An 11,613-nucleotide genomic window follows, 5' to 3' on the forward strand; every position below is an offset into this window, starting at 1 on the left:
AATTAGATTCTATTCTGTTAGTTCTTTAGGATAACCAAAGGTTCGTAATACCAATTCTTGAAATTTTACTTTAAACATTGGAATGAGGTTACCAAAAAAACCTACTCCAGCAATCCCAATGATTATAGCTACCTCGTTAATTTTTAATTTTAATTCCTCCGGTAGTGAATGCAATATTTGATAACTTACAAATAAGAGTGCCAGCAAAAGAATATTATAGATGAAATAACTGAAGACTTTAATTCGTTTTTTAAAGCGAATTTCGAACTCCAATAATCGAGAGACTTTATCTGTATCTTTTGGTAACTTGAACTGAATAATTATATCGAATGCTTTGTAATGAATAATGCGAATAAAATCACTGTTGAATGATTGATGCGTATCACTAATTGCATTATAAGCTTCGATAAGTTGATCGTTGTTTATTTTGGATTTGTCCAATAAAAACAAAAACACCAATACCAAAGACTGAATGTTTGCCTTACTCTGATAATTTCCAGTAAGCAGGTTTTCAAAAGTCGTGGTAGTGGCATTTTTTGCTCGGTTTTTTATGACTCCCACTAACCACTCTTTTTTACACTCAAATCTGATAACTCCTATGATCAAAGTGAATATCAAAAAGTCATCATGAATAAAAGGAGCTGTTGAGTTTTCCGAAACTTTACGCCTTGAAATTTTTTCGTATTGAGAATAAAACCCTTCTTTGGAGTTCTTTTTAATTGCCTGTACAGAAAAAAAGTAGATGTCATCGATCTCTGACACATTGTTTTGTGGAGGTTGAAAGGGTTCCTCATTAACCAGCGCGTAAAGAGCGTTTTGTTTGGGCTGTTCCTCCAAACTGCTTAAATACCTGTGTTTTTCTTCTATAAAAACCATTTTTTTCTCTTTAGGCTATAGTTCAATTTATCCGCATCCCATTCCGGTACATTTCTCATTTTTCCAAGAAGCTTGGAAATTAGATTAGAATACAACATGGTTGCCGGGTCTTCTCTAGGTAAAAAGCTTCTCCATGATAAATAAGTAAATGAGTAGATCTGCTGTGTGATATAGTTTAAATCGTAGAACATTAAGTCTTTTAACTCTGGATTATCATGATTACCCTGTGGGGTTCTAATTCTGATTTGAATGGGATTGCTCATCCCATGTTTTGCTGTTTTCAACTCTCTTGCACCAAGCATCTGAATCAAACTTGTTTCATCATCAATAAATACATTACTTCCACGTTGAGGAATATATTTTCCAATTAACTGATTGGACCCATACTTTGATTCTCCTTGTTGATTAGTATCAAATAATATGCTTGGATGACTTTTGCTAATTGTTACAAAAGCAAACTTGATATTGAATTTGCTAATATCTTTTACCAACTGGCTAATGACATCAAACTCAACATTTTTAATCGGCTTGAAAATATGGAAGATCAAACGAACTGTATCTCCGTCTTGCCAAGCATATTCATCAGATAGCCGGTTGATAGAACTCTTTAAACTTTTGAGCAATTCTTCAAAATAGCTTTCATATGCCACATCCTTGACCTTATCCCCTAACAAGTACTGACCATCACTTGACATAAAGGTTGTTATTCCCACAACACGACTACTTTCAGCACCTTTATAAATATTGCTTCTCAACCAACTATGCCCGAGACCTATTACGATTTCTCTATCTACAGATTGTGGAGCAGGCAGAACCCATGGGGTTCCTCCTAACTTTGCGTAAATTTGGAGAGCTAATGGATTTAAAATATACTCCGTGTAATTTGAAAGTGTTGATGACCGTACAAACTGCACAGGTATTTCTAGGGAAAGTAACTTTGCTTTTATCTTGAAGTAAGGATTATCTTTGTCTGATAATTTCTTAAACTGATCGGGTATTTCAATTATTGCCAAATGCGGATTCTCATTATCGTAATTCCTTATTACTTCTATATAATCTTCTATCTTATAGTCTGAGATCTCCTTAATAATATAATTTACCTCGTGGAGCTCGTATTTTTTTAATAATCCTTTTTGAAAGTACCTTGAATTGGCGATTCCTTCTTTTAGATGAGAAAGAAACCTTGTAAAATCCCCTCGCTTAGCTCTATGGCAGATACTAAGTACCCTCGGACTTTTTATGTCGAAACTTATGCTGTCATATGGACCATAGTTGGACAAGCCCATATCTGCATTCAAATTATTTTTCTTTGTACCAGCATGGTCGTAAATAAACGTTGGTGTTTGTAAATTCATGCTGTTTTGCACCTGAAGAGGCGTAGCATCAACCTTAAAGCAAAAGCCGTCTTTATTTTGAAACACCACCGGTTTACCTTTGTCTGAGAATAGATGTTTAGCAATTTTGCTTATTTCATTAAACTGATTGACCGGACTTTGTTTCTTTATACGTTCCTGACTAACGGCAGCCAATATCTGATTGCACTTTTCCTCACTGGTAGCAAAGTTCAAATAAGCCTGAATGTTTCTTTTGGTTTTGCGAATGAAGAGCTCTTCCAATGGAAAACTTCTTTCCCCCTCACTAGTTAAAACAATTGCTGAATCTCCACTGATTGATTGCAGGGTACCAACAAAGTCTTCATTTGGAGCAAGTACATTGTCCAATCCCGGAAGAGTTTCCGTATGTAGCACCTCAAAATTTTTTAAATCAAATCCTTCTTTATGCAGCTCAAGGCATGAAAAGTTGAATACCCAGTTTCTTCGGATATTAACCACAAATGCAAACCCCTTGGTATTATTGATGTTTGTTTCCCGAAGCTGCACTTCTATAAGCTTTTTGAAGGCAATTTTATGTTTAATTTTTTCAGGCAAATAGCCTAATATCAAATCATCCTTTCCCTGACGAGAATAAAAGCGGAAAGGATAAAAATCTACAGGAACATAACCCCGAAAACGGTCTTTAAAGGTTCTGAAAAATATATGCTTTATTAACGATGATGTAACTTTACTATCATTGAATACTGACCGCATCTCTACCTTCCCGGTGAGTTGATTTTCTTCATCTTCCTTGTTTGATATAACAATTAAATTACCATCCCTAAAAAACGAATAAGATGCATTATACGCCCGTCTTAATTCGTTAAGTCGATCATCAGAATAAGGTTGGGTGATTACTTGGTAATCATAAAAATCAAACTCTATAGGGAAGTAATTTAAATTCATAGTAACTTAATTTTCTAATTTTGCCAGCTTAGAAAGAAGCAATCCTTTCAGTTCAGATAGCTTTTGGTTTTCTTTTACTATTGTTAAAATGTAATCATAAACTATTTCAATTTTTTCTCCAAACAATTTTATTGAGTCTTCATCTGGTTCCACTAAGATCTGACTGTCAAAATCTTTGGTAACCAAAGCTGCAAATACAGCACCCAATGCTTCCTTCTTTAGCTTTTCAATCGCTGAAAGACTTATTTGATGTGTAAAAAATTGGTTCATCCCATTTTTACCTGTTATTGCATAACAACTTTGATTCATTGTCATTTCACAACCAGAAATCGAAATCGCTCCTACAGTTCCCCGTGCAGTTACAAACACAGTGTCTTTTGGATAAAGCTTTGTGTTGCTGTTTTTTAAACCCTTTTCAGTAACATTCTTTTCGGTTTGAATAGAATAAAAACTATCCACAACATCAGCAGGTGTAAAAAATGGAATATCTCCATTCCAATATTCTCCATTGTTTGTATCAGGTGTTCCGCCACCACTTAGCTTGACGATTTCAGTAAATGGTTTTACTTCCCACCCTTCCGGAATCTCCTTTTCCAGCTCCTCATTAAACACCATCTTCCCACCAGAACTCTTATACGGTTTCCCGTTTTTATCCGGAAACTCAAAATCCACAAACCACTGCTTATAGATAGCCTGGGCGGTTTCTTCTAGTTTCTGAATGAGTTGGTTGTTCAGAGCAATCCGGTTTTTAACGGAATTGTATTCGGCTACAATAGCTCGTTGGGTTTCAATGGATGGAATAGGAAGTTTCATATTGCAGAAATCGTCCCACTCCAAGCTGCCACGAACTCCACCAACGGCATAAAAACAAGCTTCCCGGTCAAATTCAGGACGTGAAAACCACATCATCAAAAACTCAGGCAACAATATGTTTTCATCTTTAACCTCAAAAACAGGATATGCCTGTGAGATAATTGCTTCATCAAATTTTTGTAGCAAGGCAACCGGCATTTTACCATCCCGACGTACCTGCATAATGCTGCATGCAAACTGATTTTTGCGGATGATTTTATAATTCCGCATGTTTGCCCCTACTATATTGGCTACAGAAGGAATAAAAAGCTTGTTGATGGTGAGGCCTAAAAGCAAATCAATTTTCAGGTCTTTGTTTCGCTCATCAACAAGTTGTATGTAATCCCCTATCGGCCTATAATTCGATTGCATACCCCAGCTCCTTAAACACGTTCAACAACTCCTTTTTCGATTGTTCCTCTGCTTTTAATAATTCAGCAAAGTCCGTTTGCAAGGCCTTCATCTTATCGTCGAAATCAATATTTTCATCACGATTCACAAATTCAATATACTTACTGGGCACAAGCGAAAAATCCTTTTTCGCGATTTCGTCGAAAGTGGCAGAGTAGCAAAATTCGGGGATGTTAGTATAGGACGAAGCTGGAGCTTCATCCTTCCCAGAGGGTGAAGCTGGAGTTACACTCTTCCCGGAAGCTTGCCAGGCATGATAAGTTCCGGTGATTTGGGCAATATGGTCGGTATTGAATTGCGTAAATTTCTTTTCAAACGGTTCTCCCATTTGGCGCAAATCCATGAACAATACTTCTCGCTCCCGGTCGCGCAAATGGCGGGTTTCATCGCCCACAACTTTGGTTTGCTTTTTCTTATTTCTGTTGAGTATCCAGACGGTAACACTAATATTGGTGGTATAAAACATATTTTGGGGCAATATCAGAATTGCTTCTACCAAATTATTTTCAACAAGCTTTCGCCTTATTTTGTATTCATCACCGCCACCGCTCAATGCACCATTGGCCAGTACAAAGCCGGCCACACCATGTTCCGATAGCTTGGAAACCATATTGAGTATCCAGGCATAGTTCGCGTTGCTTTTTGGGGGTACTTCATATCCCTGCCAACGGGGGTCATTGATGAGTTCATTGGCTGCCCGCCAGTCCTTTTGGTTAAAAGGTGGATTGGCCATGATGTAATCGGCTTTCAAGTCGGGATGCTGGTCGTTATGAAATGTATCGGCAGGTTTACCTCCAAAATTGGCTGAAATTCCCCTGATTGCCAGGTTCATTTTGGCCAGTTTGAAAGTAGTGGCTGTATATTCCTGCCCATAAATGGAAACTTCCTTTTTGCTACCATGGTGGCTCTCGATAAATTTTACCGACTGCACAAACATACCGCCCGAACCACAAGCAGGGTCATAAATGATTCCTTTGTAGGGCTCAATCATTTCGGCAATGAGGTTCACAATGCTTTTTGGCGTATAAAATTCGCCCTTCCCTTTTCCTTCTGCCAAGGCAAATTTTGAAAGGAAATACTCATACACCCGTCCTACAATATCGGTTTGTTTGTCCCGGATGGTATCAATTTGATTGATGGTGTCAAGCAAGGCAGATAATTTGCTTGAGTCAAGCCCCAGGCGCGAGAAATAATTATCGGGCAAAGCGCCTTTCAGTGCCGGGTTGTTTTTTTCAACATTGTTTTAAAGCAGTATCAATTTTCAGCGCAATATCGGCCTGTTTGGCATTTTTAATGATGAACGACCAACGAGATACTTCGGGAAGGAAAAACACATTCTTCATGTTGTAGAATTCCTTCATCTCAATGTATTTCTCTTTTCCCTCGCTGATAAGTTCTTTTCTGCGTTCTTCAAATTTATCACTGGCAAACTTCAGGAAAATCAACCCCAGTACCACATGCTTGTATTCCGATGATTCTACTGAACCCCTTAGTTTGTTTGCTGAGTCCCAAAGTGATTCTTCTATTGATTTGGTCTTTTTGTTATTGTTTTGTTTAGCCATTATTATAGGTTGCAACTTAGTTAAAATCAAACACTAAAAGACCTCTAAAACTTTTGACGATTGCTTTAGAGGCTTCAAAAATTATCTAAAATTAATAATTCAGGGGGAGTAAAAGAAAGAAAAGGAAGGAAAATAAATAATATGAGAAGCTTTAAAGCGAAGAACCTTGTGAGAATTAAGCCCCAACATATTTTAAAAATTCAGCTTGTTAAAAAGGAAGATCGTCGTTTGGTGAAAATGCTGGCATAAATTCTTCAAAATCGGATTTCACTAATCAACAGAATGCCAGCTTTTAAATAAACTTAACAAACTCCTATCAAGAATTTTTTATTTATTCAGTTAAATGTACGAAAAACTAAGATAATTGCCTAAATTAGAACGAAATAACATTATTTTTTTTTTGTCATGAAAGACTACTATGTAAACAAGCAAGCCCAAGCCAATGGGGATCATGAAGTCCATCGGGAAGACTGCCATTATCTGCCATCTCCCGCAAACAGACATTCCTTAGGAATTTTTAGTTCTTGTGAAGAAGCTGTTAAAGTAGCAAAAAGAACATTCCCTCGTTCAAATGGATGCATCCATTGTTCCGAAAATTGCCACACCACCTAAAAAGTAATCCCGTTGTTCCTAAAATGTACAACGGGCTATTAATTGATCAGGTGATGTAAAAATCAACAGAAATCTACCTCCATCAACTTTAAATCCCCTTTCCTTCCTGTTTTTTCTGAATAAACTTAGAAGGGTCAACCACAGGAAGGAAAAATTTATCCTTATAGGCTGTCGGACTAACTTCTGTTGCAGCTAACGCTCGTGCATGAGAATAAGCAAGGCTGTGGAGCTGAGTCAACAACCCTATTGGAATTTCATACGATTGTTTTTCTTCATCAAAAACTTCACTAAGATTTTTTATATCAAATACAGTTCTGCCAGTATGGCTAATCAGAACCGTATCATCCTCTTTTTTTAAGAGCCGGGATGAAACATCAATTGCAATAACAGAATTCGCTGCATCAACATTGACCGTATTATTAATATTAATTGCTAATGATGAAGAATCTTTCAGTAACTCATCAATATTCGTCTCAGTTACATCTTTAAAAAAGAATTCTGTTGTATGAATTTTTATTATTCTGTATGCAATCTTAGTATGGTCTCTATTCTTTTCCATTACTCACAATAAGTCAATTGATTTTCAATAGTATAACTTCTCAAAGAGACTATAGGGTTTTCGTTCAGAGAAATCTTTTCAATTAAGATTGTTTCTGAAAATAAATATGAATCATAATCCATGATCATATTCACCACATCACCCGATTTATGAGAATGCTCCAAATACTCTTTCTTGTCTTGGAGTTTAAAATCAGGGTATTTATCAATTTTCAAGGCAATTTCAATAATCTTAGCGATGCTAAAATTAATATCTCCATCATTAAGGATTTGTGAGACACGCCCTTTGCTTACCCCCAAATAATCAGCCAATTGCGTCCTGTTAAGGCCATTTTCTTCCATATACGAAACAATGGCATCATACAGAAAACCGTTAATTCCCTCAATCCAATAGGAAGGTTCATTTAGTATTTTTTCTTTGATGTTATCGTTCCTTTTCATTTTGGTAGTCTTTTATTATCTTTTTTACTGATTTCAAGTCCTTATCCTGATTATCTTTCAGGCCTCCAACAACAATAACTCTGCCTTTATTTTCTTCGTGAAAAAGATAAATTCTTATTACTCCGGATTTAGCTTCATACAACTTACACTTCAGATTATGCCCTTTAATTTCCCGAAATTTAGTTTTTGGCCTTAGTTGCAAATTTGCAGTATCCTGAATAATGCGGATTGCACCTGCCAGATTCCCAAATAAATTACCTTCTTTTTCTATTTCTTCGAAAAAGGAATTAAATAAACTTTCATTATTCTTACACAATTCATAAACGTCTATTTGCGTTTCTTCAGGTATATGATCGGACAATATTAACGAATAATTCTTCAAAATGTTTAGATATAGCTAAATTTTTCTATTATTTAGATTAGGACTAAAATACAAAGTATTCTCGGAAATTCTTAGAAGAAACCGGAAAATCTGAATTAAGGCAAACACATGAGCTCCCTTAAATCAAAATCGTTCAGGTAATAAGGCTAACATTTATCTAACGTCCACACCACTATACATACAAAAAACTCTGCTCAATACACCGTTAACCACACAAAAATCCTAAGTCTGTCCTTATGTGGCACTTATACATGCACTGTAATAGTGCATGTTTTTAAAATATTTGCACCAGCATAGTGCAATTTTCCATAAAACACATACCTCCCCAGTTAAAAACACCACCTATTATATTCAAATACATATAAAAACGCAATTAAATAAGAAATTATATCTAAATGGATATAATTTCTTTATATTTGCATAAAATATATCTAAAAGCATATAATGGAGCGTTTAGCCGATTTTGTAAAACAGCGCAGAAAGGAAGTCAACCTCACTCAGGAAGAATTTGCCGAAAGAACCGGGGTTGCACTGACTGTTATTCGCAAAATAGAGCAGGGCAAAACCAACCTGAATCTGGAAAAGGTCAATCAGGTATTGGCGATGTTTGGCCATGAGTTAGGCCCGGTCAGTATTCAGGAATCTTTAAAAAGCGGTGATTCATGAGACAGGCAAAAGTTTATTATCAGGATGATTTAGCCGGAACGCTGGTCGAAACGGATGATGGAGAGTATGAATTCACTTACGATAAAGAGTATGTGAGGAATTTTCCAGATAGGTTTCTGACTTTTACCATGCCGGTTTTGGAAAAAACGTATCGTTCCAACCGGCTTTTTCCTTTTTTTGAAGGATTGATACCGGAAGGTTGGCTCTTGGAGATAGCTTCTAAAAACTGGAAAATAAACCGAAACGACCGGATGGGATTATTATTGGCCTGTTGCAGAAATTGCATCGGCGCTGTTAGTGTGGTACCAATAGAGAAATAAAGATGAATAGCAACAAGTGTTTATATTGTTACAAAGAAGTCGCAGAAGAAGGTGAATTCCATGCTTCTTGCAGTCAGAAATTTTTTGGTACTAAAATACCACCTGCTATCCCCTACTCTCTCGATGAGATGACGGAGTTGGCAAAAAATGTTGTTCAAAGAAGTATATCAGTTCCCGGTGTACAGCCCAAGCTTTCCATGAGCTTAATTGAAGAAGCCAGACAAAACTCTGATAAAAGGTTAACTGTAGTGGGCGCTCTCGGCGGAAATTACATCTTTAAACCACCCTCCCCCGATTATGAAGAAATGCCGGCTAATGAACACGTCACAATGCGTATTGCTGAGGCTTTTGGCATCAATGTGGTTCAATCCAGTCTCATCCGCCTTAAGTCCGGCGAGTTGTCTTATATCACCAAAAGAATTGACAGGACAGCCGGCAACGAAAAAGTCCATATGCTGGACATGTTTCAAATTACCGAAGCATTCGACAAATACATCAGCTCAATGGAGAAAGTCGGCAAAGCATTGGGAAGCTATTCTGCCAACCCACTTCTGGACAAGTTGTTTCTGTTCGAAATAACCCTTTTCAGCTACCTCACCGGAAACAATGATATGCATTTGAAAAACTTCTCCATGATCCAGAATAAAAGAAAATGGACACTGGCACCATCTTATGATCTCCTGAATGTATCCATCATTTTGCCTGAAGACACCGAAGAGCTGGCCCTCACCCAGGGAGGTAAAAAGCGAAAACTAACCAGAAAGAGTTTCGAAACGTATGGAAAAGATCTGGGGTTAAACGACAAACAAATCGATGGAGCCTTTAAGCGCTTTTTAAAAAACAGATCTAAAGCTTTCCGGCTGATTGAGCAATCCTTCCTTTCAGAAGAAATGCAAAATAAGTATATTACATTTCTGAATAAGCGATATGATGTGCTTTATTGATTTCCCAGTATTGAAATTTTTTACAACATATTTACAACGAACACTGCAAAAGCACAACACAAAACACTACTCTTCAAAAGGTTAAGACAAAAAAGCACTTTCTGTATTGGAAAGTAATCAATACAATAACCCAAAATGCCACAACGGAATCGTATTCAAAAAGCCATATTCAATATCATCTTTAACGACAAAAGCATTTTCAACCTCCTGAATTTGTTGCATTCCTTTGTTCTTTCCTCCTACCCCAAAAGTGTATTCATCCACTAAGAAGTCGGCAACAGGAGACATGATTATGTCGTGTTTGGCCCTCAACTGATTAAAGAAAAAGGTTTCCCTGACATTGCCGGTATTGGCATTTTCACTGGCCAAGTTGTAAATCAGATTGGTATTGTCCAGATAGATTTTATCCACCTTGCCCAGACCTTTTATACCGCCGGTTGCATTCCTCAGTTGCGCAATCATCCCCGCTTCCTCAATAAAAAGGCAATAATCAGCAATATTGTTCCGGCTTGAGGAGAGAGACGCAGCAATTTTGGTCATATTGGGTTTAAAAGGCACGCTATGCGCTATTATTGACAATAGCTGTTTCAGTTTCCGTCCGGTAGCCATATTCATACCGGCATACATAGGAATATCTGTTTCCAGGGTTTGATTGACTACCTGTTGAAGACGCAATTCAAAATCGTCGTCCAGCGCAAACGGATAATAGCCCTTTTTTAAATAATCCTCAAACAAAGGCAGAGGATGCTCTACTTCCGGCAACTCAACCTTATGGTTCAAGATCTCATCAAGTGAATATGCGGGAGAAGAAATCTGATGAAAAAGTTGAAGATACTCCCGGAATGAAAGCCCCTGCATGTGATACATAACAGCTCTGCGGCTCAAATCCGAAGATCCCTTTTTAAGATCCAACACAGAAGAACCTGTAAAAACCACTTTTAAATCAGGATGATAGTCATAAATCAATTTCAGTTCCTTGGCCCAATCCTTATACTTATGAATTTCATCGATAAAAAGATTCTTCCCCCCTCTTCTGGCAAAAGCCTCAGCCAAATTAAGCAACCTGTTATCAGCAAAATAAAAGTCTTCAGCGGTTACATATAAAGTCTCGGCTGGATTCAGATTTTTCTTAATATGTTGCAAAATAAGAGTCGTCTTCCCTACCCCTCTTGGCCCGGTAAGTCCTATCATGCGATTATTCCAATTGATATCGGCATGTTTGTATCTAAAGAAACTGGTATCTGTTTCTTTTAAGAGTTTGCGAAATATTACAAATAGTTGCTCCATTTTGATGATGTTTATTTATGCAAACCTACAAAAAACGCACTACAACAGTGCAATTTTTCTTAATAAACGCACTTTTACAGTGCAATTTTCCAAGTAAATATTTAAGCAAGGTTGAACTAGCGCGGGTAAATGGTTAATATTTCACTGTTCGAAGAAATGTTTTTATCCTGAAAGGGTTTTACTATTTGAAAGGCGCGGTGGCCTGTCCGTTTTCCGGGCCGGCGGTTGACGGGAAGGCTTAATGGGCGACATTCAAGGCCTTGCGCAATGGCCGGAAATTAAGCATGACGCGGGCTGATAGGTTTAAACGGACTAGACCTTTTTGGTTCCTTTTTGGGGCAATGCCAAAAAGAACATAAAAAATTGGTCTGCTGACTTTTTCAGCAGCTCTAAGTCTAATCTATGATAGTGGTCTCAGGAAAG

General features: G+C 37.3%; 12 protein-coding genes. 3 read left to right on the forward strand and 9 right to left on the reverse strand.

Annotated elements, in window-relative coordinates; all coding sequences use genetic code 11:
* Positions 1 to 9: 9 nt before the first annotated feature.
* The 8 genes from BY457_RS11210 to BY457_RS19230 all read right to left on the reverse strand — a co-directional run bounded on the left by BY457_RS11210 (position 10) and on the right by BY457_RS19230 (position 7,973).
* On the reverse strand, positions 10 to 876 hold the full coding sequence (locus tag BY457_RS11210; protein ID WP_106153426.1) for a hypothetical protein: 867 nt from the start codon (positions 874 to 876) through the stop codon (positions 10 to 12).
* On the reverse strand, positions 864 to 3,155 hold the full coding sequence (locus BY457_RS11215; RefSeq protein WP_106153427.1) for a Piwi domain-containing protein: 2,292 nt from the start codon (positions 3,153 to 3,155) through the stop codon (positions 864 to 866). Before BY457_RS11215 ends, BY457_RS11210 begins: the two co-directional genes overlap by 13 nt.
* Before the next feature lie 6 nt (positions 3,156 to 3,161).
* A complete protein-coding gene (locus BY457_RS11220; RefSeq protein ID WP_219885160.1) occupies positions 3,162 to 4,154 on the reverse strand; it encodes a restriction endonuclease subunit S in 993 nt (330 codons plus the stop codon).
* Positions 4,155 to 4,362: 208 nt separating this feature from the next.
* Complete coding sequence (locus tag BY457_RS11225; RefSeq protein ID WP_219885161.1) at positions 4,363 to 5,568, reverse strand: N-6 DNA methylase; 1,206 nt, start codon at positions 5,566 to 5,568, stop codon at positions 4,363 to 4,365.
* 82 nt (positions 5,569 to 5,650) lie between these two features.
* Complete coding sequence (locus BY457_RS19145) at positions 5,651 to 5,980, reverse strand: type I restriction-modification system subunit M N-terminal domain-containing protein (RefSeq protein WP_219885162.1); 330 nt, start codon at positions 5,978 to 5,980, stop codon at positions 5,651 to 5,653.
* Between the two features lie 700 nt (positions 5,981 to 6,680).
* A complete protein-coding gene (locus BY457_RS11235; protein ID WP_106153430.1) occupies positions 6,681 to 7,151 on the reverse strand; it encodes a hypothetical protein in 471 nt (156 codons plus the stop codon).
* Complete coding sequence (locus tag BY457_RS11240; protein WP_106153431.1) at positions 7,151 to 7,591, reverse strand: helix-turn-helix transcriptional regulator; 441 nt, start codon at positions 7,589 to 7,591, stop codon at positions 7,151 to 7,153. The genes BY457_RS11235 and BY457_RS11240 overlap by 1 nt, the downstream gene beginning before the upstream one ends.
* Positions 7,575 to 7,973, reverse strand: a complete 399-nt coding sequence (locus tag BY457_RS19230; RefSeq protein WP_258176702.1) for a hypothetical protein — start codon at positions 7,971 to 7,973, stop codon at positions 7,575 to 7,577. Before BY457_RS19230 ends, BY457_RS11240 begins: the two co-directional genes overlap by 17 nt.
* Positions 7,974 to 8,417: 444 nt before the next feature.
* On the opposite strand from BY457_RS19230, the gene BY457_RS11250 reads away from it, so the two are divergent.
* Genes BY457_RS11250 through BY457_RS11260 form a run of 3 tightly spaced genes read left to right on the forward strand, consistent with a single transcriptional unit; the run spans position 8,418 to position 9,903 of the window.
* On the forward strand, positions 8,418 to 8,639 hold the full coding sequence (locus tag BY457_RS11250; RefSeq protein WP_106153432.1) for a type II toxin-antitoxin system Y4mF family antitoxin: 222 nt from the start codon (positions 8,418 to 8,420) through the stop codon (positions 8,637 to 8,639).
* On the forward strand, positions 8,636 to 8,959 hold the full coding sequence (locus tag BY457_RS11255) for a HipA N-terminal domain-containing protein (protein WP_106153433.1): 324 nt from the start codon (positions 8,636 to 8,638) through the stop codon (positions 8,957 to 8,959). The genes BY457_RS11250 and BY457_RS11255 overlap by 4 nt, the downstream gene beginning before the upstream one ends.
* 2 nt (positions 8,960 to 8,961) lie before the next feature.
* A complete protein-coding gene (locus BY457_RS11260) occupies positions 8,962 to 9,903 on the forward strand; it encodes a HipA domain-containing protein (RefSeq protein WP_106153434.1) in 942 nt (313 codons plus the stop codon).
* Positions 9,904 to 10,020: 117 nt separating this feature from the next.
* Here the strand turns inward: BY457_RS11260 and BY457_RS11265 are convergent, their stop codons facing one another.
* Positions 10,021 to 11,190 (reverse strand): ATP-binding protein, encoded by a 1,170-nt coding sequence (locus BY457_RS11265; protein WP_106153435.1) that lies wholly within the window; start codon positions 11,188 to 11,190, stop codon positions 10,021 to 10,023.
* Positions 11,191 to 11,613: the final 423 nt, after the last annotated feature.

The sequence above is a fragment of the Marinilabilia salmonicolor genome, from assembly GCF_003003035.1.
Taxonomy (GTDB): Bacteria; Bacteroidota; Bacteroidia; order Bacteroidales; family Marinilabiliaceae; genus Marinilabilia; species Marinilabilia salmonicolor_A.

Bases quoted from the DNA above. Each gene is read 5' to 3' on its own strand.
- BY457_RS11265 (WP_106153435.1), bottom strand. From the start codon at position 11,190: ATGGAGCAACTATTTGTAATATTTCGCAAACTCTTAAAAGAAACAGAT.
- BY457_RS19145 (WP_219885162.1), bottom strand. From the start codon at position 5,980: ATGGCTAAACAAAACAATAACAAAAAGACCAAATCAATAGAAGAATCA.
- BY457_RS11240 (WP_106153431.1), bottom strand. From the start codon at position 7,591: ATGAAAAGGAACGATAACATCAAAGAAAAAATACTAAATGAACCTTCC.
- BY457_RS11260 (WP_106153434.1), top strand. From the start codon at position 8,962: ATGAATAGCAACAAGTGTTTATATTGTTACAAAGAAGTCGCAGAAGAA.
- BY457_RS11250 (WP_106153432.1), top strand. From the start codon at position 8,418: ATGGAGCGTTTAGCCGATTTTGTAAAACAGCGCAGAAAGGAAGTCAAC.
- BY457_RS11215 (WP_106153427.1), bottom strand. From the start codon at position 3,155: ATGAATTTAAATTACTTCCCTATAGAGTTTGATTTTTATGATTACCAA.
- BY457_RS11255 (WP_106153433.1), top strand. From the start codon at position 8,636: ATGAGACAGGCAAAAGTTTATTATCAGGATGATTTAGCCGGAACGCTG.
- BY457_RS11235 (WP_106153430.1), bottom strand. From the start codon at position 7,151: ATGGAAAAGAATAGAGACCATACTAAGATTGCATACAGAATAATAAAA.
- BY457_RS11210 (WP_106153426.1), bottom strand. From the start codon at position 876: ATGGTTTTTATAGAAGAAAAACACAGGTATTTAAGCAGTTTGGAGGAA.